27 protein-coding genes and 1 pseudogene are annotated in these 26,238 nt (G+C 62.6%); 15 read left to right on the top strand and 13 right to left on the bottom strand.

Translation table 11 applies throughout. The features are described 5' to 3' along the window. Positions 1 to 234: 234 nt before the first annotated feature. The gene (locus C4B30_RS35110) at positions 235 to 2,259 is read left to right on the top strand and encodes a hypothetical protein (RefSeq protein ID WP_143751688.1); all 2,025 of its coding nucleotides are present in this window, start codon (positions 235 to 237) and stop codon (positions 2,257 to 2,259) included. A gap of 376 nt (positions 2,260 to 2,635) precedes the next feature. On the opposite strand, the gene C4B30_RS00880 is transcribed toward C4B30_RS35110, so the two are convergent. After that, positions 2,636 to 3,757 (bottom strand): sensor histidine kinase, encoded by a 1,122-nt coding sequence (locus tag C4B30_RS00880; protein WP_027786502.1) that lies wholly within the window; start codon positions 3,755 to 3,757, stop codon positions 2,636 to 2,638. A gap of 398 nt (positions 3,758 to 4,155) precedes the next feature. On the opposite strand from C4B30_RS00880, the gene C4B30_RS00875 reads away from it, so the two are divergent. Next, the gene (locus tag C4B30_RS00875) at positions 4,156 to 5,271 is read left to right on the top strand and encodes an extracellular catalytic domain type 1 short-chain-length polyhydroxyalkanoate depolymerase (protein WP_027786501.1); all 1,116 of its coding nucleotides are present in this window, start codon (positions 4,156 to 4,158) and stop codon (positions 5,269 to 5,271) included. Between the two features lie 32 nt (positions 5,272 to 5,303). On the opposite strand, the gene C4B30_RS00870 is transcribed toward C4B30_RS00875, so the two are convergent. The 6 genes from C4B30_RS00870 to C4B30_RS00845 all read right to left on the bottom strand — a co-directional run bounded on the left by C4B30_RS00870 (position 5,304) and on the right by C4B30_RS00845 (position 11,978). After that, positions 5,304 to 7,073, bottom strand: a complete 1,770-nt coding sequence (locus tag C4B30_RS00870) for a histidine kinase (RefSeq protein ID WP_027786500.1) — start codon at positions 7,071 to 7,073, stop codon at positions 5,304 to 5,306. Positions 7,074 to 7,158: 85 nt separating this feature from the next. Further along, positions 7,159 to 8,571, bottom strand: a complete 1,413-nt coding sequence (locus tag C4B30_RS00865; protein ID WP_027786499.1) for an HD domain-containing phosphohydrolase — start codon at positions 8,569 to 8,571, stop codon at positions 7,159 to 7,161. Positions 8,572 to 8,692: 121 nt separating this feature from the next. Further along, complete coding sequence (locus C4B30_RS00860) at positions 8,693 to 9,148, bottom strand: GNAT family N-acetyltransferase (RefSeq protein ID WP_027786498.1); 456 nt, start codon at positions 9,146 to 9,148, stop codon at positions 8,693 to 8,695. A 371-nt stretch (positions 9,149 to 9,519) separates the two neighbouring features. Then, positions 9,520 to 9,921 (bottom strand): hypothetical protein, encoded by a 402-nt coding sequence (locus C4B30_RS00855; RefSeq protein WP_152777264.1) that lies wholly within the window; start codon positions 9,919 to 9,921, stop codon positions 9,520 to 9,522. Positions 9,922 to 10,093: 172 nt separating this feature from the next. After that, positions 10,094 to 11,332: a dicarboxylate/amino acid:cation symporter gene (locus tag C4B30_RS00850; protein WP_027786496.1), complete on the bottom strand. Its 1,239-nt coding sequence runs from the start codon at positions 11,330 to 11,332 to the stop codon at positions 10,094 to 10,096. Next, on the bottom strand, positions 11,316 to 11,978 hold the full coding sequence (locus C4B30_RS00845) for a GntR family transcriptional regulator (RefSeq protein WP_027786495.1): 663 nt from the start codon (positions 11,976 to 11,978) through the stop codon (positions 11,316 to 11,318). The genes C4B30_RS00850 and C4B30_RS00845 overlap by 17 nt, the downstream gene beginning before the upstream one ends. A 149-nt stretch (positions 11,979 to 12,127) precedes the next feature. Here C4B30_RS00845 and C4B30_RS00840 point away from each other — a divergent pair, with 149 nt between their 5' ends. Next, complete coding sequence (locus tag C4B30_RS00840) at positions 12,128 to 12,592, top strand: GNAT family N-acetyltransferase (RefSeq protein WP_027786494.1); 465 nt, start codon at positions 12,128 to 12,130, stop codon at positions 12,590 to 12,592. Here the strand turns inward: C4B30_RS00840 and C4B30_RS35105 are convergent. Further along, a complete protein-coding gene (locus C4B30_RS35105; RefSeq protein ID WP_143751687.1) occupies positions 12,566 to 12,958 on the bottom strand; it encodes a hypothetical protein in 393 nt (130 codons plus the stop codon). The genes C4B30_RS00840 and C4B30_RS35105 overlap by 27 nt on opposite strands. A 639-nt stretch (positions 12,959 to 13,597) precedes the next feature. Here C4B30_RS35105 and C4B30_RS00835 point away from each other — a divergent pair. Then, positions 13,598 to 14,764, top strand: a complete 1,167-nt coding sequence (locus tag C4B30_RS00835; RefSeq protein ID WP_027786493.1) for a porin — start codon at positions 13,598 to 13,600, stop codon at positions 14,762 to 14,764. A 165-nt stretch (positions 14,765 to 14,929) separates the two neighbouring features. Here C4B30_RS00835 and gcvA read toward each other — a convergent pair whose 3' ends face one another. After that, positions 14,930 to 15,862 carry a transcriptional regulator GcvA gene (gcvA, locus tag C4B30_RS00830; protein ID WP_027786492.1) on the bottom strand — a complete coding sequence of 311 codons (933 nt, stop codon included), beginning with the start codon at positions 15,860 to 15,862 and terminating at the stop codon, positions 14,930 to 14,932. Positions 15,863 to 16,000: 138 nt separating this feature from the next. Between gcvA and C4B30_RS00825 the strand changes: the two genes are divergently transcribed. After that, complete coding sequence (locus C4B30_RS00825; protein WP_027786491.1) at positions 16,001 to 17,233, top strand: MFS transporter; 1,233 nt, start codon at positions 16,001 to 16,003, stop codon at positions 17,231 to 17,233. Beyond that, complete coding sequence (locus C4B30_RS00820; protein ID WP_027786490.1) at positions 17,220 to 18,116, top strand: oxidoreductase; 897 nt, start codon at positions 17,220 to 17,222, stop codon at positions 18,114 to 18,116. The genes C4B30_RS00825 and C4B30_RS00820 overlap by 14 nt, the downstream gene beginning before the upstream one ends. A 37-nt stretch (positions 18,117 to 18,153) precedes the next feature. Here C4B30_RS00820 and C4B30_RS00815 read toward each other — a convergent pair. The 3 genes and pseudogenes from C4B30_RS00815 to C4B30_RS00805 form a co-directional block, all read right to left on the bottom strand. After that, positions 18,154 to 18,228, bottom strand: a pseudogene (locus C4B30_RS00815) (chromate resistance protein ChrB domain-containing protein); the annotation flags it as partial. Between the two features lie 14 nt (positions 18,229 to 18,242). Beyond that, complete coding sequence (locus C4B30_RS00810) at positions 18,243 to 19,415, bottom strand: chromate transporter (RefSeq protein ID WP_027786489.1); 1,173 nt, start codon at positions 19,413 to 19,415, stop codon at positions 18,243 to 18,245. Positions 19,416 to 19,435: 20 nt separating this feature from the next. After that, positions 19,436 to 20,398, bottom strand: a complete 963-nt coding sequence (locus C4B30_RS00805) for a chromate resistance protein ChrB domain-containing protein (protein ID WP_027786488.1) — start codon at positions 20,396 to 20,398, stop codon at positions 19,436 to 19,438. A 472-nt stretch (positions 20,399 to 20,870) separates the two neighbouring features. On the opposite strand from C4B30_RS00805, the gene C4B30_RS00800 reads away from it, so the two are divergent. From C4B30_RS00800 to C4B30_RS00765, 9 genes are all read left to right on the top strand, one after another. Further along, the gene (locus C4B30_RS00800) at positions 20,871 to 21,155 is read left to right on the top strand and encodes a hypothetical protein (protein ID WP_027786487.1); all 285 of its coding nucleotides are present in this window, start codon (positions 20,871 to 20,873) and stop codon (positions 21,153 to 21,155) included. 274 nt (positions 21,156 to 21,429) lie between these two features. Continuing rightward, on the top strand, positions 21,430 to 21,633 hold the full coding sequence (locus C4B30_RS00795; RefSeq protein ID WP_027786486.1) for a cold-shock protein: 204 nt from the start codon (positions 21,430 to 21,432) through the stop codon (positions 21,631 to 21,633). A gap of 246 nt (positions 21,634 to 21,879) precedes the next feature. Next, positions 21,880 to 22,035 (top strand): hypothetical protein, encoded by a 156-nt coding sequence (locus tag C4B30_RS35550; RefSeq protein WP_175888565.1) that lies wholly within the window; start codon positions 21,880 to 21,882, stop codon positions 22,033 to 22,035. 392 nt (positions 22,036 to 22,427) lie between these two features. Then, positions 22,428 to 22,712, top strand: a complete 285-nt coding sequence (locus C4B30_RS00790) for a hypothetical protein (RefSeq protein ID WP_027786485.1) — start codon at positions 22,428 to 22,430, stop codon at positions 22,710 to 22,712. A 48-nt stretch (positions 22,713 to 22,760) separates the two neighbouring features. After that, positions 22,761 to 22,970 carry a hypothetical protein gene (locus tag C4B30_RS00785; RefSeq protein ID WP_027786484.1) on the top strand — a complete coding sequence of 70 codons (210 nt, stop codon included), beginning with the start codon at positions 22,761 to 22,763 and terminating at the stop codon, positions 22,968 to 22,970. 32 nt (positions 22,971 to 23,002) lie between these two features. Then, positions 23,003 to 23,215 carry a 30S ribosomal protein S21 gene (rpsU, locus tag C4B30_RS00780; protein ID WP_027786483.1) on the top strand — a complete coding sequence of 71 codons (213 nt, stop codon included), beginning with the start codon at positions 23,003 to 23,005 and terminating at the stop codon, positions 23,213 to 23,215. Between the two features lie 9 nt (positions 23,216 to 23,224). Next, positions 23,225 to 23,431 carry a hypothetical protein gene (locus C4B30_RS00775; RefSeq protein ID WP_027786482.1) on the top strand — a complete coding sequence of 69 codons (207 nt, stop codon included), beginning with the start codon at positions 23,225 to 23,227 and terminating at the stop codon, positions 23,429 to 23,431. Between the two features lie 73 nt (positions 23,432 to 23,504). After that, positions 23,505 to 23,819, top strand: coding sequence for a hypothetical protein (locus C4B30_RS00770; protein WP_143751686.1), 315 nt, complete (start codon positions 23,505 to 23,507; stop codon positions 23,817 to 23,819). Between the two features lie 359 nt (positions 23,820 to 24,178). Then, positions 24,179 to 24,913, top strand: a complete 735-nt coding sequence (locus C4B30_RS00765) for an ABC transporter substrate-binding protein (RefSeq protein ID WP_027786481.1) — start codon at positions 24,179 to 24,181, stop codon at positions 24,911 to 24,913. A 54-nt stretch (positions 24,914 to 24,967) separates the two neighbouring features. Here C4B30_RS00765 and C4B30_RS00760 read toward each other — a convergent pair whose 3' ends face one another. Next, positions 24,968 to 26,227, bottom strand: coding sequence for an aminotransferase class V-fold PLP-dependent enzyme (locus C4B30_RS00760; protein ID WP_027786480.1), 1,260 nt, complete (start codon positions 26,225 to 26,227; stop codon positions 24,968 to 24,970). Positions 26,228 to 26,238: the final 11 nt, after the last annotated feature.

Raw genomic sequence — 26,238 nt, 5'->3', positions numbered from 1 at the left:
GGCTACAACGGCAGGAAGCAAAGTGGAACGGACATTCCGCGTGTTTCTCTGTAGATCCATCTTGGGAAAGCCTTATGTCAAAATCGACGTATTCGCCACTTTTCTGCCGAGAGTACAATGTTCCGAATGGATCAAGTTTGCCGATTAATTAATCGAAAATGGTATTAAAGCAAGAACGACGACGTGCTTCACACTGCGTAAAAATTAGTGACTTCTAAATTAACGGGGAAAATAATGGGTGATTTTGTACAACTAGTTCAATCTGAAGGTGTTGACGGCCCGCGTCGGACCAAATTTACAGAAAAAAAGTGGAAAGCCGCATTTGATAGCGTGAAATCGCCTGATATCGCTGACCGGCGTTTATATGATGCCGCTTTGGTGATTCACACGAAGCTTGGGAATATTCGTAGCAGATTAAAGCTTTCGACAACAAAAGATCTCACTACGACAGAAAAAGTACGAGCGTTTGTTGCTGCTGCAAATCACGGCTTTCTTGTCGCGCAAGAAAAGACCCGAGAGGCGTTAATCGCAGTGGGAAGGGAGCTTGCGCAGCGAAACGACGACGGGATCCGTCCTGAGGACATTTTCGCGGAAGTCAAACTTGAACTGCCTGGCGGATTTGAATGGTCGCCCAATGAAATTGTTGAGAGCCTCGTCGAGGGAATTGAAATTCCTATCAAAGTTGCATTGCAAGACGATCCGGATCTGAGCGGAAACCCCCGCATGGCGCAGATTTCGTGGAAAGACATTCTATTGGAACTCAATCTAGGGATCACGTATCGTCACACGGAAGATCTCTGGGATGATTGTCTTTGGAATGGCTATGGCGTAATAGAGGTGAAAAATAGGACGGTGTTTGTTCCGAAGGACATAGATGTGAAGCGGGGTCAGGCCGTCGGCATTGCCAGACGACACACTTTGTGGACCGGATTTTCGCTTCAGGCAAAGATGTTACATCGTGAATACGCTGCTCGGGGCGCAACTATGCGCATTCGAGACATCAAGGCGATACGCAAAGAAGGTAGAAAGCAAGTAATTAGCGTTTCAAGACTAGGCGAAAGCTCAGAGGCGCAAGAGGATCAGGTATTACTGAGAATGCTAGCAAATGAACCGTACTACCAGGAACTACTTGGGAAAGACTTGCCATCTCTAGAGGGTGTGACACTCACTGAGATCCTCGACGCATGGGTCGTTATATCACGTGCAGCTCAAATGCTATTGGCGACCATCTCTGATCATGAACGCGCTGCTAACGATCAAGAGGCTCCCACCCACACTTGGTTGCCGGCGTTTGTTCCCGTATTGCAAACCGAAGCACTGGTTCAGGCAATTTCGTCCGCCGCAGCTATCGCGCCGGCCAAAGGGCGAAAGATCGTCGATTTCTTTACCTTTTATGGGAAGGCCGGGCAGGAGATCTGGGATTCCCCGCTGGTACCCGTCGGTTCAAAGGTAGTCGCACCGATTTTCGCCGCAATTGTTAACCCGAATTTGAGAAGATTGGTTGACATTTGGATGCGGCGCGGCGGGATTGACCTGGAAGTCCGAGGAGATCCCTTCGAAGCGCATGTCAGATCGAAGATGGTAGCAGCCATCAATGCTTCCCCCGTTCTGGCAGGCAAGGCTGTTTGCATTGCAGACAACTATGTGTTTAGTCCGTCGGCAGGTCGATCCGAGCAGATTGATTTGATAATCGTGATCGGTTCGACCGTTCTGGTTGGTGAGAGCAAGTGCATTCTCGAACCTACTGAAGCGAAAGCGCTTGCCATGCACCAACGCACGGTTCTTGGGGCCGCGGATCAGGCCTTGCGAAAATCAAAGGCCTTGACGGATAACCGGGGTGATTTCGTGACTGATGTCGCGCGGCTCGGGATAAAGCTCCACGAGGACTTCAAAGTTGTACCACTTGCCGTCGTCAGCACGTCGACCCATGTTGGTATTCCCGCCAAGGGGGTTTCGGTTGTGGATGAGTACATTCTCGGTAAGTATCTCGAAGGTGAACTCGAAGATGCTGGTCTGGATATGAGTAACCTCGCGGTTGTAAAGCGGATTAAACGGGTTTTTTATTCCGACCTCGCTGAAGCCGAAGCACGTGTGGCGGATTATCTTGCTTCTCCACCTCAGGTTCAAAGGCTGCGAGACGGGGTCAAGGTTCGTCTCGTGCCGCTGCATGCAATCAGTGAAACCGACTGGGAGGGACTGGTACTCACATTGGAGTGCGTTCCCCGGTCTAACGCTATTACTGCCGACGCGAACCTTTGAGGAAACCGGCCGCTGGCACCAAGCCGGTCCAACCGCGGCAAAGGTCGACGACTTTGATGCAGCCTTAGGTTGATAGGATGGCCGTTTGCGGAGTGGAGCGGCCGTCTGAATGTGTCGGCACTGCATAAAACGAAAGTCGCTTTATGGCCGGTAACGGCCCATCGCCATCACCGGCCGCAAGCCAGATGGCGAACCTCAAGCGATCGCATGCGGGCCACTGCGAACTCATCGGCCAAAGCAACTTTTCGCGATCACGTGAGCACGCCCCCGCAGCAGCAGTTTCAACCGCCGCCCCGACGGATGCATCACCACCATCCCACAAGCCCCCGAGTCGAACCGCCCGAAGCCGACGCATCCCCGGCCCACACTCCCCACTTCACGCGCCTCTCGGCAAGCGCACCGTGAACACGGTTTCCCTCTGATCGGACCGCGCGTCGATCCGACCGCGATGCGCCTTGGCAATTTCGTTGGCGATGAACAAGCCGAGTCCCAGGCCGATATCGTCACCCGTTCTTTCCGGATGATCCGCCCCGCGCTGAAGCGGATCGAAGATGCGGTCCAGCGTGAGCCGATCCATGGCCGGGCCGTTGTTGCCGACCTCGATGAGCACTTCCGCGCCGGCCGCCGCGGCCATCACCCGCACCCGTGTCCCGGGCGCTCCATACTTGACCGCATTGCTCACCAGATTGCTCAGCAATTGCTGCATTCGCTGATCGTCCCAATCGCCTCGAAGGTCGCCGCTCATATCGAGCGTAATTTCACGATCGGGATGACCTGCACGCAATTCGTCCACCACGTTGACGAGCACGTGCGCGAGATCGATCGTACGGGGAACGACGTTGATGCCCAGTCCGAGCTGGGTTCGATTGAAATCGCAGAGATCGTCGAGAAGGCCGTGCATGCGTCCACCACTCCTGATCAGGCGCGCGGCTGCTTCCGATACCTCCTCCCCTGCATTGAGCGCGGCGAGATACGACGCCGTGACCTGGATCGTCTGCAGCGGCGTGCGCATGTCGTGGCCGAGCATGCCGAGGAGCAAGTTGCGAGCCTGCTCGGCCTGTTCGGTAAAAAAGGCGACGGATTCCGCCAGCGCTTGATCGACCGCCTCGTTGAAGCGCATGACGTCGTCCAGATCAGGCACGCTCGGCTGACACTCGTCGATCCACAAGCGCAGCACACTGGCGCGCAGCGCCCGATACTCGGCTGCCAGTTGATTGATGTTGAAGCCCCGCCGGGCGCGCAGGACGGCATGCGTCTGGGCGGCCGTCTCTGCGGCATTCACCGGCTCGGGCGCGCGCCCCAACGATTTTTCATGTTGCGCTTTCCTCGTTTGCGGCGTCGCGATGTCCTTGGCGACGGCGGTCAGGATCTCACGCGCGTGGTCGCGCAGCCCGAGCGAGTTCATGTTCCTCGCGGCTGGTAACAGGGTAGCGGCGAACGCTTCCCACTGCACCAGGATCGGTTCCATGTTCCGTACGATGAAATCGGCAAGCCGCATGTCGCCCCTCACAACGGAATGATCGGTGGACACTTCAGTCGAACCGCACGATATCACGCGAATATCGACGTCAGCCGGCGATTCAATCACCGTCGTCGTTTCCGGCTGCGCGGGCGATGAGCACCGAGCGGCAGCGTCGATCGACCTAGCCCTGGCCAGGCATTCGGAGCCCTTGAACGATACGCGACTGAATTTGCGGTCGCGACGGGGCCGAAGCGAACGTCGATTCGCACGCACGTCACGTCGGGCGGCTAGCATCGCCGATAATCGGTGCGACGCTGTCCGATTGCCGCGGCGCCGGCAGCACGAACCTTGCGCCGCGCTCGTTCGTCTTTCATCCCGACGCCGGATTCGGCCGCATTTTCCTGCCACGGCCGGCCGCCGGCACGCAACTGCACATGCCCAGGAAAAAATCCAGCCTCTGGCTGCGGCCTCTCGACCTGTTTTCCATCGCGACCGGCACACGCCCGAAGAAGCAGGCCGGCAGATCGCGGCCGGCCGTCAAAAAGGCCAGCAAAAAGGTGGCCCAACGGGCCGTCAAGCCGGCCGCCACCGTCCGTACCGCGAGACGGACCGGGTCCGCGCACGGAGCCCGCATCCCATCGGCCCGACCACCCGGCACGTGGCTCCGCTCGTTTCATTCCGCCGGCCCGAGCGCCGGCCGGTTCGTGAACCATCTTGCGTACGCGCTGTATCTTCCCGCCTCCCCGGCCATAACAGCGGGTATGCCGGCCGTCGTCATGCTGCACGGCTGCAAGCAGACCGCGGAATCGTTCGCCGCGGGCACGCGCATGTGCCGTCTCGCGGAGCGGTCGGGATTCGCCGTGCTGTTTCCCGAGCAGGCCAAGACGGCCCATGCGCACCGCTGCTGGCACTGGCACGGCGACGCGACCGAATCCGAAGCCGCGGCCGTCGCGTCGCTGGTCGACGCCATCGTGCAACGCCACGGCTTCGATCGCGACCGGATCTACGTGGCCGGCATGTCCGCCGGCGCCGGGCTCGCCGCGGCGCTGGCGATACGGTATCCCGACCGCTTCGCGGCGGTCGGCCTGCACTCGGGCCCGGCCATCGCGCCGCCGTCGTCGACGATGGCCGCGATGAGCCTGATGCGTCGCGGCATCCGCGACGATCCGATCCATGTGCTCGACGCGTGCACCGACGTCGCGTCCTATCCCGGCATGCCGGCGCTCGTCGTGCACGGCGCGCTCGATACGGTCGTGACCGACCGGAACGCGGCGCAGCTCGGCATCGCGTTCGCGCGACTCAACCGGCTCGTCGACGAACACGGTGCGATCCGCGTCGGCGAGCAACGCAGCTACACGCAGGACGATGCGGACTACGTCGATTATCTAAAGCGTGGACGGCTGGTCGTCAGGGTTTGTGTCGTTCGCGGGCTGCGGCATGCATGGAGCGGCGGAGATCCGAGCGAGCCGTTCCATTCCGCCACCGGGCCGGACGCGACCTCGATGTTCTGGCATTTCTTTCGTCGTCAGCGCCGCAAGCGATCGACATGACGCACGACGCTCGCGCCCCCGCCGTCATGTCGTCATGCCCGTTGCTCCAGCGCGACCGCGTTCGCGCGGTCGCCGGCACGCCGCACCGGCAACCGTATCCGGAAGGTCGTGCCGCGCCCCGGTTCGCTGGTCACGTCGATGGTGCCGCGATGACGCTCGATGATGCCGTGCGATACCGACAGCCCGAGCCCCGTGCCCTGCCCGACCGGCTTCGTGGTGAAGAACGGATCGAAGATCCGCCGGACGACGTCGGGCGTCATGCCGGCGCCGGTATCGCTGATCGCGACCGACACTTGATCGCCGTCGCTCGACGTGCGGATCGTGATCACGCCGCGCTCCGGAATCGCCTGCGCCGCGTTGACCAGCAGGTTCATGAAAACCTGGTTCAACTGCGACGGCAGGCATTCGACGTGCGGGACATCGCCGTAATCGCGCACGATGTCGGCCTTGTACTTGAGTTCGTTGTGGACGACGTTGAGCGTGCTCTCGAGGCCCGCATGGAGATCGACCACGCTCCATTCGTCGCTGGCCGGACGCGAGAAATCGCGCAGGTCCTGCACGATGCGCCGCACGCGCAGCGCGCCGTCGATCGACTCGTCGATCAGCATCGCGATCTCGTCCCGGACATAGTCGAGATCGGCCGCGCGGTGCACGGCCGTCAACGTGTCGCGAGTGGCTGGATCGAGCTGCGGCAGCGCGGCTTCATGTGCCGCGACCACATCGATCAGGCTGCGCACCCACGTCTTCAACGTATTGAGGTTCGCGCTGACGAAGCCGATCGGATTGTTGATCTCGTGCGCGACGCCGGCCGCGAGCTGGCCGATCGATGCGAGCTTTTCCGACTGCAGCAACTGCTCGTGCGTTTCCTCGAGCGCATGCAACAGGCGCCGCTGTTCGTCCTTCTCCCGTTCGAGCAGCGCATGCGCGGCCTTGCGCTCGTCGATCTCGGCCGCCATGTTCTCGCGCGTGCGTTGCAGCATCCGCGTCGTCTGTTCGTAGCTATGCAGCGCGCGTTCGAGTTCGCTGGTTCTCACCCGCACGAGCCGTTCGAGCGTGTCGGTCATCCCGCGCAGGAAAGTTGTGCGCGCATCGAAACGGCACACCAGCAGCGTGACGACCAGCGTCGCCATCGTGAACAACGCGACCGTCGTCGCGAGCCACGGTGCGTCGACCCCGTTCGCGGCGCCGCACCGCGCATCCGGCGCGAAATGCGCGGCCGCCATCGCCGTGTAGTGCATGCCGGTAATCGCGATGCCCATGATGACGGCCGCGCCGATGCGTTGCGCGGTCGCGTGGCGCGCCTGTTGCATGCGCAACGCCTGCGCGATCCACAGCGCGGCCGTCGACGCGATCACCGCGATGCCGATCGACGCGGCGAACAGTGCGGCATCGTAGCGAATGCCGGGCTGCATGTGCATCGCGGCCATCCCCGTGTAATGCATGCCGGCGATCCCGCCGCCCATCAGCACGCCGCCCGCGCACAGCCGCCACCAGGCCAACCGTGCGCGCGTGACGACGTTCAGCGCGAAATACGATACGAGCACCGCGATCGCCAGCGACGCGCCGGTTTCCTGCCATGCATAGCCGAGCGACACCGGCAACGAAAACGCGAGCATGCCGACGAAATGCATCGACCAGATTCCGGTGCCCATCGCCGCCGCACCGCCGCCCAGCCATGCGCGCTTGAGCTTCGGATTGTCGAGCAGCGAGATGAACGCGGCGAGGTCGAGCGTCGTATAGGAAGCCAGCGTCGCGATCGCGAGCGACAGCAGGACGAGCGGAAGGTTGTAGGTGCCATGCATGATCGGACGCCCCGGAACGGGTTGAATGCATCGCCGCGGTGCGCGCGGTCGCGCACACCGCGGCCGTCAGGCCGACGTGTCGACGTCAGGCCGCCGGCGCACCTGCGTTGGGCGCGTGCGCCTGCCCGGCCGGACGGGCCAGCACGAGAATGTCGAACGGCGTGCCCTCCCGTGTCTCGAAGCGGCGCACGAGCTCGATCTGGTGCGCGGACATCACGCTGCCTTTCGTCATCAACAACACGCCGCGATGCGTGCGCAGATCGTCGGCGAGCTGCATCCCCTCGCGCAGTTGCGCCGACCGAATTTCCGCGACGGACGCCGCGATGCCGAGACTTGCCGGATCCCGCATCAACTCGATGAAGCGCGCGACCAGTTGCGGGTCGTAACGCACGCTCGCCTGCGAGCGCAACACGTCGATTGCCTGTTCGATCGAATGCGGCGCACCGATTTCGCCGTTGCGCAACCCTTCGAAATCGCGCGCGATCGCGACGATCCGCGACCCGATCGGGATCGCGTCGCCGACCAGGCCGTCCGGTGTGCCACGGCCGTTGAAGCGCTCGTACTGGTGCAACACGATCGATGCGACCTTGTGCAACTGGGCGACCGGCGTGAGCACCATCTGCGCACGCAACGGATGCTCCTGGAACACGCGGTGCTCGTCCGTCGTCATCCGCGCGAGCGGCTTGTGCAGCAATTCGTCCGGCAGCGACAGCTTGCCGATGCCGTGCAACAGCCCCGCGAAATAGACGTCCTGCGCGTGCAGTTCGCTCATCCCGGCCGCCAGCGCGAGCCGCCGCGCGATCTCGCCGACCCGCATCGCATGCCCGCTCGCGGCCCCGCAGCGCAGCTCGATCATGCTCGCGCACACCTGAACCATCGCCGTGAAACTGCTTTTCAGGTCGCGTTGCGCCGCTTCGAGAAACATCACCGTCTGGCCAAGCTCTTCGGTGCGCGCGCGAACCTGCGTTTCGAGGTCCGTATTGAAACGGCGCAGCGCTTCGTTCTGCGCCTCCGTCAGCGCCGCCAGCCGCGCCGCTTCGCGACGCAGACGGCGCTGCTCCAGCGCCTGCTCGATGGTCAACAGCAGGTCGTGGTCGTCCCACGGCTTGTTCAGGTAGCGATACACGCCGCCTTCGTTGACGGCCTGCATGACCGACGCGATCTCCGCATAGCCGGTCAGCAAAATGCGCATCGTGTCCGGGTACAGCCCCCGCGCGCGCGCCAGGAATTCCGCGCCGCTCATGTGCGGCATGCGCATGTCGGACACGATCAGGTCGATTTCCGTCGACGCCAGGATGTCGAGCGCGGCCTCGCCGCTGTCGGCGATCACGATGTCGTAGCCGGTGGGCCGGAACACGCGCCTGAGCGCCGACAGCACGTTCGGTTCGTCGTCGACCAGCAGGATCGACGGTACGCGGGCCGCCTCGCCGGATGCCGCCGCATTGTCGGACGTTTCGGGCGGCACGGCATTCACGTCGTTTGTTGCAGATGTGGTCATAATCGGCCTCGGATCAATTATTTACGCCCTCTCTGCAACATCGGCCGGGTCCGCATTTTCCACATTGGTGGAAACGCTAATGTGCGCGTGTCGATTCCCACCGGCATGCATCGCACGAACGCTATGTCGTTGACGCGCCGGGTTCGCGCCGGTAGTAGATGTCCCATTCCGCTTCGTCGGTTCGCACGAAACCGTGCCGTTCGTAGAAGCGGTTCGAGTCGCTGCCGCGCAGTGCGCCGACGCGAACGGGCATCCGGTGTGCGTCGGCTTGGGCAAGGATCTCGCGGAGCACGGCGGCGCCGATGCCCTTCCCCTGATGCGCGGGCACGATGTACAGGTGGTCGAGCAGCCAGTGATCCGCCATCGGGCGAAGCGTGTAGAAGCCCGCACGCGAATGGTCGACTTCGATGAAACGGCATAGCGCCGGGTCGAACGACACGAGAAACCGGTCGCGCGCACGCCGAGGATCGAAACGGCCGATGCGCTCGAGGCTGTCGCGCATCGCGGCAATGCGGATCGCGACGAGGGTTTCGGCGTCGGCGTGCGTGACGGGGAGGAAGGTCGGGGTCACTGTCATTGGGCTGGCGGGATGCAGGGGAAAGCGAACGCTCGGTTTGGCGGTGCGGCCCCCCAGCATCGAGGCGAGTGATCGCCTCAGGGCGGCTTGACGCCTTGCGCCCGCGTGAACCGACTTCTGACATCTTCGCTCGAAGGAGACTTCAGCGCGGCGCGCCGCTCCTTGATCGGAGGGCGCGCGGCAAACGAACCGATTCAATCGGCTCAATGAATAAAAAGCGCTGGCCGGTGAACCGGCCAGCAAATTGGTCCTGGCGATCCGAGGTTGAGGTGTGCCAGGACCACATGCATTAAATGGCGGACGCGTGCAGACGGCCCGGTATGTCAAACGATTGGCTCCTCCGAGCCTGCGCGGCGATCTGTGATCGCAGTTTAGGCCGGGCTAACCGATGCGATCAAGTCCGCGCGCACGCCCGTCAACCTGAATGCATCGACGGGCTTCGGCACTTCCCATGTTGCGATCGCCGCTTCAGTCGGCAGATAGTCAGGATCGGCCGACGCGACCCCAGCCCACACGCCTCGCGACACCTGTCTGCCATGGAGATAAAAATGCAACTCCCGGCCCGCGCGGTCGCAAATACATCTGATTCTCTCCACCGACCGGCCCAGTCCTCTAATCTGTGCGATCTGGTTGCGATCCAGTTCGAACACGGCGCTCACCACCCCATCGCAATCGACCATGCCGATCATGTTGCTGTCATCGGTGAATGTCCACGACGGATGCGGCGTGCCTAGGCGCAGCATGAAAAAATCCGCAGATTCTGAACCAACCATCACGTTTCTCCTGCAATGATACGTCGTTCTACTAACTGCAACTTGATGAATACGCTTGCTCATCCAACCGTGCCTCCTCGCCGTGCGTGGATGCTCGGGTGAACGTACGCCAGCGCCTTGCAATGGGCGCGCGCAACGTTGAAGCGCGCAGCGCCCGGCGCTTTCGAAGCACCTACACACTCGCCTGACCCGTCACGGTATCTGCGGCCATACTGTCCGAACCGGAAAGCCTCACCGCGACAGCCGCTGCCGCCGTGCTTCCGTAGACGTTGAGGGCGGTTCTCCCCATGTCGAAAAAGGCGTCGACGCCCAACAGCAGCAGCACCGCATCGGCCGGCAAGCCGATCGACGTGAGAACGATGGTGATGGCCACGATCGCCCCGGAGGGCACATTGGCTGCACCGTCGATGGTGACGACCGTCAAAATCAAAATCGTGATCACCAGCGGCCAGGACCAGACAAGGTGATATGCGTCGGCCAGATAACCGACCGCGAGGGCCGTATAGAGAACCGCGCCGTCGCGATTGAAAATATAGGCCAGAGGCAAAATCGTGGACGCCACGCCGTAAGGCACGCCCAATTCAACCAGCTTCTTCAGGTGCAACGGATAGGTAATTTCGGACGAACGCGTCGTGAAGCCGAGGATCAGTGGCTCCCTCACTTTCCTGAGCACGGCGAGCGGCGACTGACCGGCGACGCGAATGACGATGGTGAGTACGACCGCCAGAACCGCCATGCCGAGATAGGCCACGCCAAGAAGCTCGACAAGCGAGTGCGCGCCCGCAAAGCCCTTGGCCGACAACAACTGCGCGATCGCGGCGAAGATCGCGAGCGGCGACCATGCGATCACCCACTGGATCATCTTGAACAGCCCCGACAGCAACGCCTCGAAAACGGCAATCGCGGGCTCGGCACGCTCCGGGGCAGCCGACAATGCCGCGCCGAAAATGACGCCGAAAACGAGCACCGGCAGAGAATTCCCTGCGGAAAGCGCGGCGACGATGTTGGCGGGAATCAAATCAACGAGAAATTTCGTCCAGTCGATGCTGGACGCGAGCGCTGCGGGCATCGATCCAGAGTGAGCCGCGCTCGCGCCAAGACCCGGTCGAAATACGAAGTTGAGCAAGAGGCCGAACGATGCAGCCAAGCCAGTCATCAACACGAAGAAGCCGATACTGGACAGTGCGACCTTTCCAAGCCGCTCGCGAAGTCTGCCCGCACGAAAGACCCCGACCGTGACCGACAGGAAGATCAACGGCATGACGACCATCTTGATCGCGTGGCCGAACATCGTGCTCAGAAAGCCCAGCTTCGCGGCAAAGCCCGGAGCAAACACGCCGCAAGCGACGCCCAGGACAAGCCCGCCAAGCATTTGCATCGGAAGGGAAAGCCCTTTATTTTTCGTGTTCATGCCTCGCCTTTAGCAGTTTTATCCGTGCGGGCGTACCGTCAACGATGTGATTCCACATATGCTGACGCGCAAGCTCGCCGTCGTTCGCTTCGATTGCGTGAAAGATGTGCAGGTGCTCGATCGTGCCGCGCCGAACGGTTTCAGCGTCGCCGCGCGGGAGTTCGTTCAGGGCCAAGGTCTGGGCCCGCAATAGACCATACGCCGATGAGATTCGTACGTTCCGTGCGGCAGCAAACAACTCTTGATGAAACACCCAACCGATACGTTGCTCGAGCATGATGTCCGAGACGTCTCGGTCAACCAGTTCCTGCATTTTTGCCGCCGCGTCGCAAAGGCCTGCCGTTACTCCCGATCTCGCTGCAAGAAACGCTGCGGTACTCTCCAGGGCCAGCCGCATTTCAAAAATTTCGCGAAGATCGCTGGTAGTCGGCGACGCGACATATGTGCCACTCTTTTCGATCACGACGACCAACCCTTCGGACTCGAGCAAATGCAATGCGCTGCGCACCGGCATTTGGCCGAAACCCAGTTCGTCCGACAGGCCTCGGTGCGATACTTTCTGCCCAGGCGCAAGGCGGCCGTCAAAAATCCTCGACCGGATCTCGTCGTAGGCCAGCTCTGCATCTGTCGAGACTTTCGACGTCATCTGTGATCGCAGTTAGCGTATGATTCAAAAAAGAAAGTGATAGGAAATTACCCTTACTCGCCATGTCCGGCAACTGCTAATTTTGCGAGTGAGTATGCCGAAAGAGAATTGGAAGAAAAATCTGCGTCACGAAGAGAGCCGATAATTATATGACTTCACAAGATGTGCGCTTTACCATCTGTGCCGTCCGCGCGGAAGAAACCTATCCCCTCAGGGCCGCGGTCTTGATGGCTGGAGATGAAGAGGGAAGCGCTCTACACGGAGATCACGCCCCAACGACAATCCACTTTGCCGTTCGTGACAACGACAATATCGTTGCCGTGGCATCGGTGTGTAAAGAAGGACAATCCGGCGTTTCGAATGCCGAAGCGTGGCGCCTTCGCGGCATGGCCGTCCATCCGTCGGTACGCGGCCTGGGGTTCGGACGCCTGCTGGTCAATCTTTCCATTCGCCATGTCCGCGAACAGCGCGGCACCCTGCTCTGGTGTACGGCGCGCGAATCAGCCTACCCATTCTACGAAATGCTCGGCTTTGATCGCGATCCGATACCGATTTCAATGCATGGCCGCGACGACATGAAATTCTATCTAATGCAGCGCCAAATCGTGGGCTGATTCCATCTGCGACCGACGTTCGATCGCAATCGCGGGCCGATACCAGGCGCTGGCTGCCGGCCCGAAAACACCGGTTCGCCCAGCGTCCGCATTAGCTGGTTCGCCCGCGCGAAGATCAAGATCGTGTGCGACGACGATTGTCGCAATACCTGCATCATCCAGCGCGCCGCCGAACGGTAGCGCCATTCGCTTGTCTCGCGAGTTTCCGGTCAAGACGGTTGAATATTCAACAATCGTCTTTACCGTTTCGATTGTTGCAATCCCAGAGAAAATGGAACGGTTACCAAGAACGAACCTTGGCGACCGATTTTCGGCGAGGGCTCTACGCTTGTTGAACGACCGAATTTGACCCGGTGCGGCGATCAATGCGACCTGCCAACCGCGGTACGTTCCTCTCCGATTGTTGCTCCCCGTGGCTGCCCCTTGCAGCCCGCTATCGCCCTCACATCACCTCGCCCGCATTCGCTTGCCGTTGTCGAGATCGTCAGCGTGATGGCGCGCAGGCCTCGATAACCCTTCGTCCTGATGCCGGCGCCTCTAAGGGAAACTCCGGAAGGCGCCAGGCCATCAAACGAGATTAACTTATATCAAACTAATTTTGACGGGAATTTATGTTCCTGATATGGTTTTTACGCTTGCAAAGTGCGACCACGCTGTATTGGCGCCGGGCGAAAAGATTGGCGCACGTCGCCGTGGCTGAACCGGCCGCCTGGTCAGTCCGCGAGGATCGCCGATATTTCCAGCGCGTCTTTTGTCGCTAGTGGAGCAGCCTCTGGTCTCGCCGTCGCCGACTTCGCTCGCAGGCATTGCACGAGCGTGGAGTGCGACGGTCGAGCAGCGTGACGTTCCCCATGCCATTTTATAAGGACCACGAAATGAGCGAACTCGATATGCCGACTTGGCGAATGTGACGCCGCCCGATTCGACCGATACGACGCGCAGACCGCGAATACGACCAAAGCCGTTTCAACCCATCCCGAAACCACTCCTGACCGTGAAATGCAGATGAAAAACAAAAAAATCAACATCAGCGTTATCGCTGTTGCCGCCTTCGCCGCATCGTCGGCAGCAATGGCACAGTCGTCGATCACCCTGTACGGCATGCTCGATGCCGGTATCGGCTATACGTCGAACATCAATGGCCACAGCAGGTTCGGCCTCGATGGCGGCGCCTCGGGTTCGAACAAGTGGGGCCTCAGAGGGCAAGAGGATCTTGGGGGCGGCCTCCAGGCGGTATTCAAGATCGAGAATGGTTTCAACATCGCTACGGGTGGGATAGGCGGCCAGGGGCCCATCGGTTCCACGCGTTCGCTGTTCAACCGTCAGGCCTACGTGGGCCTCGCGTCCGAACAGTACGGTGCGCTGCGCATGGGACGCCAGCTCGACGCCGTGACGGAAATGGTTCAGGTTCTCACCGGTGACGCCATTTCGGCGTCGACGTTCTCGACACCGGGCGACGTCGACAACAACGACAACACGACGAACCAGAACAATGCGGTGAAGTACATTTCGCCGATCATCCACGGCTTCCAGGCGGAAGGCGCGTACTCGTTCGGCGGCGTGGCCGGTGCAACGGGTTCCGGTCAATCGTGGTCGGCGGCGGCGACTTACGCTCAAGGTGGCCTGACGGTCGCCGGCGGCTACTTTCACGCGGCAAACCAGGGCGAGAACGGATGGGTGAACGCAACCGCACAACCGAGCTTCGGTGGCGCGCTGGGCTATCCGAGTTCGGGCTACTACGGCGGCAATGCGTTCAAGAGTGCGGGCATCGCGCAAATCGCCGCTCAATACCAGGTGGGTCCGTACACGGCCGGCTTGCGCTACTCGAACGCTCAGTACAAGGGGAACGATGGCCAGCCGTCGATCCACTTCAACGTGCTGGGTGCGCTCCTGCAGTACCGGGTCACGCCGGCGCTGTCGCTGGCGACGGGCTACACGTATGTATACGGTTCCGCAGCCACGCCGACGCAAGCTGCCGAGGGCCGCACGATGGCCTCGATCAGCCAGGTGTCGCTGGGTGCGACGTACTCGCTGTCGAAGAGCACCGCGCTGTACGCGATGGGGGCCTATGTCCACGCCAAGGGCGCGCAGGCTTCGGCTGCCGACTTCGGCAACACCTCATCGGGCGGCAACCAGGTTCAGGTCAACATCGGCATGTTCCACGGCTTCTGATCGCCGACTCGCAAGTCCGGGGTAGTGGCCGCACTACTCCGGCGAAGCAGACTTGCGTGGGTAATACCGATGTCCCGTTCCGAACCCCACGATCGGGAAACCTGAAAGGCCATGGGGTTTCATTCGCTCGCGGCGCAGCCTCACCGCCCGCTCCAGTCCGCGAACCTAGCCACCCTCCTGATTCGCCATGCCTTCCATCCACGCCTCGAACGCGGACACGGCCGCATCGTCGGCGCGATCGGCGTTCGTCACCAGCATGTAATCGTCGGCACGCCATACCGGCGATGCGATCGGACACACGAGGCGCCCCTCGGCAAGATCGCGCCCGATCAGCGGCAGCGACGCCAGCGCCACACCGAGCCCCTCGATGGCCGCGCCAAGCTGAAGATTCACGTGATCGAATTCGACATGGCGGGCGGCTCGCAGATCGGAAGCACCCGCTTCCTTCAACCAGTGCGACCAGGCGGAGCGCGTCGTGGCCGAATGCAGCAGCGTGTGATGGCGCAGGTCGGTCACGCTCTGTATCGGATGCTGGCGCAGCAATGCGGGATTGCAGGCCGGTACGCGCAAGTCGGGCATCAACGGGCGCGACACGACGCCCGCGCCTTGCTCCGGACCGGAGCGAACACCGATATCGAAAGCGTCGGCGACATAGCGCAGCTTGCGCGATGTCGTCGACACCCTGACATCGACGTCGGGGTACCGCGAATGGAAATCGGCGAGCCGCGGCAACAGCCAGCAAAGCGCAAAGCTCATCGGCACATTCACCCGCACGACGCCCGAGATCCGGTGCGCGAACGGGTTGTGGCGCAGCCGTACCACCGCGGTACCGAGACGCTCGAACGCGTGACTGACGTCATTCAGCAACGCGGCGCCTTCGTCGGTCAGCACGACGCCGCGAGGACGACGATCGAACAACGGCAGGCCGAACCAGTCTTCCAGCAATCGGATCTGTTTTCCGACGGCCCAGTGGGTAACGTGCAGTTCCGCCGCGGCACCCGCGAAGCTGCCGTGCCGCGCGACCGCGTCGAAAGCGCGCAGCGCATTGAGCGGGGGCAACTCGTCCCGGTGCTTCGCAGCACCTCGGCTTTCGTTCATGACGTGACTTTTTCTCTCCGTTGACGGGATTTTAGCTCAATTGAAATGACCGGTATCCCGGTCATAAAATTTACACGTCGAGCCTGAAAACCACACCACGAGCGCCTTTCATCCACCGCTCGTACGGAGAGAATGACGATGCGCTTGCCGGTTTTTTCCCCTTCCGTCGTGCGGGAAACTGCGCCATCGCGGCCGCGCGTGCTATGGCTATCGTGCATTGCCCACGCGATGCACGACGGCTATACGGACATGATCTACGCGCTGCTACCCGTGTGGCAGTCGGAATTCGGACTCGACTTTGCGGCCCTGGCTATCCTGCGCGGCGTCTATGCGGGCACGATGGCGACGCTGCAGTTGTCCGCCGGGCGTCTCGCACAACGTCTGGGCAGCCGAGCGACGCTCGCACTCGGTACGCTGCTCGCCGCGCTCGGCTATGCGATCGCGGGCATGTCGGGCGGCCTGCTCGGCTTGGGCGTCGCGCTGGCGATTTCGGGCGGCGGCTCCAGCACGCAGCATCCGATCGCATCGGGCGCCGTCTCCCGCGTCTACGGGCGCGACGCGAGAGGCCCGCTGAGCATCTACAACTTTTCCGGCGATCTGGGGAAATCCGCACTGCCGGCCGCCATTTCGCTGCTCGTGACGATGATGCCGTGGCGTCATGCGCTATGGATCGTCGCCGGGCTGGGCTGCGTCGTGGCCGCCGTCATCGCGCTCTGGTTTCCCGCCGTGCCGCGCGGCGCCGGAAAAGCGCCGGCAAAAGAACAAGCGTCCGCTCAACGCGGCGGCACGGGAAAAAGCGGATTCTCCGCGCTGTTTTCCATCGGCGTGCTCGATACGGCCGTACGCATGGGACTGCTTACCTTTCTGCCGTTCCTGCTCCAGGCGAAGGGTGTCTCGCCTCCACTGCTGGGCACGGCCCTTGCGCTCGTTTTCATCGGGGGCGCGGCCGGCAAATTCATGTGCGGCTGGCTCGGCGCGCGCATGGGTACGGTGACGACGGTGCTGCTCACGGAGGGCGGCACGGCTGTGTGCATCATCGCGGTGATGTATCTCCCGTTGGCGCTTACCATGGTGTCGCTGCCGATTCTGGGCATGATGCTCAACGGCACTTCGTCGGTGCTGTACGGAACCGTCCCGGAGATGTCCGCGCCCGAGCGCACCGAGCGCGCATTCGCGATTTTCTATACCGGGACGATCGCATCGGGCGCGCTATCGCCGGTTCTCTACGGTTTCCTGGGCGACAGGATCGGTGTGCACGGCGCCACGTATGCGACGGCGTTGACCGCGCTGGCGATTTTTCCGCTCGCCCTCGCACTGCGCCCGCATCTGGCGGATAACTTTCGACAGGATGAACCCCATGATGAAGTCTGACTACCCGAGCGTCGCCCTCGTCGGTCCCGGCGCAATCGGAACGACCGTCGCCGCGGCCCTTCATGAAGCCGGCCGCACGCCGGTGATCTGCGGCCGCTCGGCGCACGAACAACTGAAGTTGCGCTTCGATGGCGGCGAGATCGTCGTACCCGGGCCCGTACTGACCGATCCGCAAGCGATCAAGGAAAGGGTCGATGTCGTGTTCGTCGCGGTCAAGTCGACGCAGGTGGCGAGCGCGGCACCCTGGCTCGCCGCGCTATGCGATGCGAATACCGTCGTCTGCGTGCTGCAAAACGGCGTCGAGCAGAAAGCCGCGTTCGCACCGCATGCGGCCGGCGCCGAGGTCGTGCCATCGGTCGTCTGGTTTCCGGCGCAGCGCGAATCGGGTGCGTCGGTGTGGCTGCGGGGCAAGCCGCGGCTCACCCTGCCCGATACGCCGGCGAGCAACGTGGTGGTCTCGGCTTTGCGCGGCACGCGATGCTCGCCCGAGGTGGCGGAGGATTTCGTCTCGCTCGCGTGGCGAAAGCTGTTGCAGAACGCGGTGGCGGGACTCATGGTGCTGACCGGTCGCCGCGCCGGCATGTTCTCGCGAAGCGACATCACCGAACTGTCGCTTGCCTACCTGCGGGAATGTCTCGAGGTCGCGCGTGCGGAGGGCGCGAAGCTCGGCGATGAAGTGCCGCTGGAAATCGTCGAGGGATTCCATGGCTTTCCGCCTGATTTAGGTACGTCGATTCTTGCCGACCGGCAAGGCAACCGCCCCCTCGAATGGGACTGCCGAAACGGCGTCGTGCAGCGATACGGGCGAACTCATGGCATTCCGACGCCGATCAGCGATCTGGTCGTGCCGCTTCTCGCGGCCGCCAGCGACGGGCCGGGCTGATAGCGAGAAACGCTCTATCCAGTCGGACCAGTGTGAGTTCGATGAAACGGGCAATGAGCCAGGGACAAGCGACCCTGTCGATTTTCGGACGTCGTCGCGTAATCCATTGCATGGCGGCCTCCACGGTCAGTGATGCAACAGCGGGTACACGATCAGGCCCATCACGGCGGCCCCGCCGACGACCACCGGCTCCGACAGCTTCCTGAACCTGACCAACAGCACGATCGTCGCGAGCGCTATCAACGCAGTCGGCACGTCGACGATCGAACGTCGGGCCAGCACGATCACCGACCCCGTGATCGCGCCGACGGCCGCGGCCGTCACCCCGTCGACGAATGCCAGAATCGCCGGCAGCCTGCCGTACTTCTTGAAGTACGGGGCCGGCACCACCGTGAACAAGTAGCACGGCAGGAACGTGCCGGCTGCCGCGACGCACGCGCCGGGCAACCCCGCCACCAGATAGCCGATGAAGCCCACCGTGATGACGACCGGACCCGGCGTGATCATCGCGACCGCCACGGCGTCGACGAACTGCTTCTCGTTGAGCCAATGGTGCTCGGTGACCACGCCGCCATAGAGGAACGGCACGATCGCGAGCCCCGAGCCGAACACGAAGGCGCCGGCCTTCGCAAAGAAGACGGCGAGTTGCGCGAGCTGCGGCCAGGCCACGATACCGAACCACGTGCCGGCGGCCGAGACGGGCAATGCCACGACCGCATTGACGCGCCGCTGGCGCAACCACCTGGGCGGCGAGCGCGTGAACCAGACGAGCAGGCCCGCCGCGAGAAACAGCCACGCCGCTTCCGATTCGGTGATCACTGTCACGGCTACCAGCGCGAGATAGATCGCCCACAGCAGTTTGTCGTGACCGATGCTTTTCGCGGTCAGCTTGCGCGCGCTGATCGCGATGATGCCGATCACCGCCGCGCCGACGCCATAGAACACCGACTGCATCCACGTCAGCCCGCCGAATCGCGTGTATGCATAGCCGAGCAGCACCACCATCAGAAACGACGGCAGCACGAACGCGATCCCGACCATCGTGGCGCCGACGATACGGTAGTGCACATAGCCGAGATAGATCGCCAGTTGCGCGGCAAGCGGGCCCGGGGCGAGTTGCGCGAGCGCCAGGCCTTCCTTGTAGTCCGCGTCCGCGATCCATCGGCGCGTGTCCACGAGATCCCGATGCATGTAGCCGGCAAGCGCGACTGGCCCGCCGAAACCCGTCGCGCCGAGCCACGCGAAGTACAGGATCAGTTGCCACAGCGTATAGGCCGGGCGGTCGCGATGTGTATCCATGTTGCGGGCGGGTAACAAGGTCAGGATTGTCGGTTGCCGCTGAAATGCACGTACAACGAATCGAGTACGGCGCCGATCTCGATCAGCAACGCATCGTCGTCGGCAAGACGCTTGCGGGCGCCCGCGAGAATGGCCTCGAATCCGCCGGCTTCCGGTACGGCGGCGCCGCCCACATCCAGCGCATGCACCATGGCGCCCAACCGGACGAGTCCGTCGTCGTCGCCGAATCCGAAGCTCGCGACCAGCACCTCGAACGACACGCGATCGCCCACATGCGTGAACGGAGCGCCGTCGAAATCGAAGCCGAGCGCATCGACCGGACAATCGGCGAGGTTGTCCAGCCACACGAAGCGCGCATGCGGATCGATGAAACGCCGAATCAACCACGCGCTGGCGACGCGATCCACCCACAGGTGACGGCGCGTCGCCCACAGCCTGCCCTGATACTGCGCACGGTCGCGACGTGGGATGCCGCGTTGGGCCGCATGCGGCTCGCCGGGGGAGCGCAACGCCTCGACCGCGGCGGTGAAATCCCGCCATTGCGCAAGCGCGCGCAGCGAGGTTTCGCCGGGAAAGAAATCGATGCTTCGAATGGCCTCGTACGTGCGAGCGTGACGGCGTTGCAGGCGATTGAGATCGGCCACCGCCAGATCGGGCAGCGTCTTGCGGGCTTCCGAAAGCTCGGCGAGCCAGTCCGCGTAATCTCCCGCGCGATCGAACAGCGACTCGTACGCGCTTTCGTCAGCCGGATCGTCCGCACGGACATCCAGCACCCACGCATGCCCTTCGCCGTTACGCGCGTCGTCGGCCAGCTCGCGCAACTGCGCCGCCTGCTCGGCATGCGCCGGCAACAGGTATGCGCCGTCCCGCAGCGCGCCGCAGCCGAGCGCCTTGACGGTGCGCCAGATGCGCATGCGGGCAGTCGCGCCGGAGTTCGGCAGACTGACGATCAACAGGAGCCAGGAAGTCGGGGCGGCATTCATGATGGGCAGCATAATTTGCCGTCACGAACACTGCAATTCGGTAGATATCGCTACAACGTTTCGGCAGCAGGCAGCTCCGCTCGACGTGTGGAGCAGGAACGCCAAAATAACGATCGTCGACAACACCCGCGCCATCCGGATCGACATATCGACGAAATGGACAGAACGTCCGGTATCACGTAATAAACGCCGAAGCCGCGCGCGACGACATCGGAACATGCGTATCGTGTCCTGATCGAGTGCGCGCCACCCGACGGCCGATCGCGTCGTCGCTGAGCCGCAACCCCAATCGAAACCGGATACGCGCTCGACGCCGCCGGACATCGTGACGATATTCTGCGAATCGAGCGGTTCAACGCATAAACTGTCAGTATGCCACGGCGAACTCCCGTCGATCCATCGCCCGCTTGCCCCGACACCGTTCCGAATGCAGCTGGACGGCAAACGCAGCCCCGCACATGAAACCGCCCCAATGACAATCGATCCCGGCTCCATTCCTTACTATCTCGTCCTTCGGGCCGGCTGGCCGCCCTATGTGCTGAATTCGGATCGTCAAGTGCTCCGCCGCCAAGCGAGCCCGCTATTGCTGGCATTCGCGCGCACGCGCGGAGCGATCGCACGTGTCGACGACAGCGCGTGGAACGTCTTTTCCGACAACGAAGGGCTCACGGTAGTCGAACGTCGCGAGACCGGGTTCTTTTCGTTGGTCGCGGGAAACGAGACCGAACGTCAGTTGCAGTTGCTGACGACGCTCTGACGTCATCGCCGGAACCGCGCATCGCACGGCGCGACGTGCATGCGGCAAGCGATTGGCCGCAGCCCGAAGAAGCGTCACGCTTCTGGCCCCGAGGCCGAAAGCGCTTGACACATTTCCTGCCGACGCGTACTGTCGGCCGCAGAAGTATTCAAGAAGCGCGATTGCTGCTCATCATCGACCGCAGCCTGCGGTATTCGTTGTCCTCTCCCTCCTTGATTCTTTTCCCCTCGTCCATTCGGGGCACATTCGCTCGTTCATTTTCAGGAGATCTAATATGGATACCGGTACCGTCAAGTGGTTCAACGACAGCAAAGGCTTTGGCTTCATCACCCCCGACAAGGGCGGCGACGATCTGTTCGCCCACTTCTCCGAGATTCGCAGCGACGGCTTCAAGACCCTCGCGGAAGGTCAGAAGGTCAGCTTCGAAACGAAGAACGGCCCCAAAGGCCTGCAAGCATCGAACATCACCCCGCTGTAATCGCTGAACCGGCAGTCCCGTTCACGAAGCGGCACATCGCTGCCGCTTCACGTGCCACGCCCTCCGTCGCAGGCAATGCGATTCGACGCAGGCTCGGCGCGGCGGTCCGCTTCGCATCCGGCCATCGTCCCTGTGCGTATACCGGTACCCGAACATCGATCGCCGCGCGCACGTTCAATCGCACGAGCGCGGTCGGCGCACGTCGTGCTCACCGACCCGCGCAAGCGGCGCAGCAGGAGAATCCGCATGACCCGAAGCCAGCCTCGCAGCAACAAGGTGCCTCCGCGTGCCAAGCAAGCCATGGCCCTGCCGAAGCTGGGCACCGCATTGAACTGGGTGCCGCCCGAGCCGCCCGCCGCCACGAAATCGCGCGCGAAGAAACGCCCGCTTGCTGCGCAATAACGCGCGCGGAACCGCGCGGCGTCCTCGATGAAGTCCTTCCCGACGGCAGATTCCGCGTGACACCGGAAACGGCGTGACGGTCGACGCGTACGGATCGGGATGCACGCGCCGGCACCGTGTCCACGATCCGGCCACCCGCACCGTGTGAAGGTGCGTGCTTGCGCCCACCCGGAATAAAGTGGGCGTTCGACAAACGATGCGCGTATGATGGGTTCATTCGAGCGATCAGCCATCCTTTGACCGTTCGCCCCTCCACCCGCCCGCTTGCTGCATCGCCCCTCCTTCGCGCTGCAACGTTGTCCCCTTCACCCACTGGCCCGCCCCGCAACGGGAATACCGGCCGGATGTGTTCGCCCATGCGACTCGTCATGGCTGAACGCCAGGAGTTTCTCATGAGCATGCATGTCTACCGTGGATTCGAAATTTATCCACTGATTTACCCCCATGTGCCGGCGCTGAATGGCTGCCCGCATAACTACGACGCCGGATTCGACGCGGCAGTCAAGATTTGCCTTCGCGATGCCACCGATACGCTGACGCAGAGCCAGACGTTCCGATTGGGCGACGCATCCCCATTCGACAACGCCGGTGACGCCCGTCGTGCATCGGTGCGCTACGCCGAGAACATCATCGACGACAATCGCGACAAGCAGGGGTTCTTTTCCATCCCGCGCTGAAGCGGCTCGGCAGTGCAACATCATTTTTTCGGCATTCTGGAGGGCGAAATGATCATCGACGAACTGCTCGGCTTGATCGGACGACGTGAAGTGACCCGGCTCGACACCGCCGTCCCCGCCGGAATCGCCGATTCAGCGATGTGCCACCAACCGGAGCTGCACATGTTCATGGCGGTACGTGCGTTATCGATCGGAGCAGGATATTCGGAATTCGAATCCGACGAGATAGCGAGCGCCGTCATGACACGGCTCGGCTAGCTTTCCGTTCAAATCTTTCCGACAGGATCTACATGACGACAATCACGCTGAAGCTCAACGAACCGATCGATGTCGCGCTGCGACGATTCCGGCGCAGCATCGAGAAAACCGGGCTGATTCGCGAATTGCGCAGTCGCACCGGCTACGAGAAGCCGACGACGGAGCGCAAGCGGAAAAAGGCCAGCGCCGTTTCCAGACAGCGCTTGAGGGCGAAGCGCATGTTGCCGCCCCGAAAAATGTACTAGGAGAACATCGTGCACAACATGCCGGCCGAGGCGCCTCCGTTCTTCCCCCTGACGAAATGCGAAGTCGATTTCGATCAGCAGAGCGACATGGTGACGCTGCTGCCGAGCTTCTATGCATTCGGGTGCGAGTACACCAGCCGCGGGTTGCTGATCGGGCGCAGCGATGCGTTCAAACTGATTGCCGCGATCGAGAAGGCGCTCAGCGTTCAACGGTGAGCCGGCACCGGCGCAATCGCAAGTATCGACAATCACAAGACGGACTATGCGCGGCCGGACCAAGTACGTAGATTTGCTCTACTTCCTCGTTGTCATGCAACTCGTCACCCGCAGGCAGACGCGCGAGTGGCTTTCACCGTTCCAGCTCGTCGAATCGCTGCAAGCGTGGCTGGTTATCCATCGCGCGAAATGCGAGTGGCGCGACCGCGTCTGGATAGGCCACGCTTCCCTTCAGATCGCGAAATCGGCCCGCCCGGCCGACAGCACCGCATTCGCGGAACCGCTCGCGAATGCCGAACCGGCCCCGACGCCCGCATCGCCGGACGCCCTGGGAGATCGGTCGAGCCTGCGGATGAAATGCGTCCGCTACCTTCGCGAGCATGTCTGACCTCGATTCCGCTGCGCCGTAAGGCAGAACGTTCGAGTTCGACCCCGTGGATTCCCCCCGTACGTACCCTCGCGATCTCCCGGCGTGGCTTCGGCGTAGACAATGACGCGAGCACGGAGCGCCGGTAGCGCAAATTGCGGCATCTATCTGCATCGCATGCATCGATCGATGCGGGTGACGTGACACGCGGAAGGCGCCCGGCTCGACGTTTCGACGCCGGCACGCCTACGCGCCTACACGCCTACACGCCTACACGCCTACAACACGCGATACCCGACGTTCGGGTGATAAGCTCGACATCGACGCGCCGTCGCGCGTCCCGTCACCCTATCGACCCTACGCCTCCCGCGAGTCCGCTCATGCCCATCGCTCCTGCTGTCGTCTCCGCCTTCACCCCCACCGGCAAGCTCCGCGCATCGATCAACCTCGGCAACCCGATCCTCGCGAACCGCGACCCGGCCACGGGCGAACCGTTCGGCGTATCGATCGATCTCGCCCGTGCATTCGCCGAGCGCCTGTCGGCCGACCTGGAACTCGTGGTGTTCGACGCCGCCGGCAAATCGGTGCAGGCGCTGACAGAAGAGCGCGCCGATTTCGGCTTCTTCGCGGTCGATCCGCTGCGCGGCGAAACGGTCGCGTTCACCGCGCCGTACGTGCTGATCGAAGGCTTCTATCTCGTGCCGGACGCGTCGCCGATCCGCGCCAACGCGGACGTCGACCAGCCGCACCAACGCGTGGCCGTCGGCAAGGGCAGCGCGTACGACCTGTTCCTCACCCGCGAACTGAAAGCGGCGCAGATCGTGCGCGCGCCGACGTCGCAAGCCGTCGTGCCGACGTTCGTCGAGCAAAAGCTGGAGGTGGCGGCCGGCGTGAAGCAGCAGCTCGAAACCGACGCCGCGAAAACGCCCGGCCTGCGCCTGCTCGACGAGCGCTTCATGGTGATCCGGCAGGCGATGGGCGTGCCGAAGAGTCGCGGCGACGCGGCCGCCGCGGCACTGAACGCATTCGTCGAGGAAATGAAGGCGTCGGGCTTCGTCGCCGATTCGCTGCGCCGGCACGGCATCACGGGCGCATCGGTCGCGCCGGCAGCCTGATCGAAAATCGCGCCGGAGGCGACACGGCCCGGACGATCCGGGCCGAGTCGTCGATCAGCGTTGCGTCGCGAGCGCTTCGGTTATCGCGAGGAATCGCGCGATATCGTCCGGCGCGTGACAATGGAGCGGCGAGATCCGCACCGCGCCGGCGAGCCCGAACGATTTCAGCATCCGGCCCGAATACAGGCTCGATGCGACGCGCTCATACACGATCACACCGCGCTGCTCGTATTCCCGCACCGCCTGCGTCGGTTCGAGATGCGCGAAGCCGATCCCGACGATGAGGTCGCGCTTCGTCAGATCGTCATGATCCCAGTAGACGTCGACGCCGTCGAGCGTGCGCAAACCGTCGAGCAACGCGGCGAGCAGCGCGCGTTCGTGCAATTCGATCCGGCGCATGCCCTCGACGAACAGCGTGCGCCGGTCGTCCGAATCGATGAAATACCGGCCGATCCAGGCCACGTAATCGACGATCGACGACACGACCGCAAACTGCGCGGGTGCCGGGCTGCCGAGTTCCCATACGCCGTTCTCCTTCGCGGCGAGCCGGTGATGCGGCAAGGCCGCCGCCCGCGGCGACAGCCACGACATGCCCGAGCCGCGGCAGCCGAAAAACTTGTACGGTGCGAAATTGATCCCGTCGACCGGCGTGCGCTGCAGGTCGATGATCCCGTGCGGCGCATGCTGGACCGCGTCGACGACGATGAACAGATCGGGTTTCTTCTCGCGCGCACGCGCGACGATCGTCTCGATATCGAATTTCGCGCCGGAGATGTTCGACGCAGCCATTACGTTGAGCAGCGCGGTATCCGCGTCGACCAGCGACACGATCGCGTCGACGTCCACGCCGCCGGTCTCCGGATTGCTCGGCGCGATGCGCAGCGTCTTGCCGGTACGTTCGGCGTAATACGTCATCGCATCGTAGGACGACGGATGCTCGAGCACGGTCGTCACCGCATTGGTGCCAGGCACGTTCTCCATGATCGCGCGCACCATGTCGAACATCGCCCCCGATGCGGTCAGCGACGCATACACGGTGCCGCCCTGCGCGTTCAGGATCGTGCGAACGTCGTCCTCGCCATGCGACTGGACCGCCTGCAGATCGAGCGCGCGCGCATGGATGCGCTCTGGGCAATCGGGCAGCGCATCGACCCGTGCGTACGCGTCGACCGCCGCCTTCAATCGGAACGACCCGCCCGCGTTGTCGAAGAACAGCCGCTCCCGGCCGTCGACGTCGCGATCGACGTGATGAAAGCGCGACTTGATCTGCTGCATCAACGCGTCGGGAAAAAGTGCTCCACGGGGACTGCTCATCTTCGATGCTC

The sequence above is a fragment of the Burkholderia sp. BE12 genome (assembly GCF_002959955.1).
Taxonomy (GTDB): Bacteria; Pseudomonadota; Gammaproteobacteria; order Burkholderiales; family Burkholderiaceae; genus Burkholderia.
The sequence above is the reverse complement of the archived record's forward strand: the minus strand, read 5'-3'. Positions and strand labels throughout refer to the sequence as shown.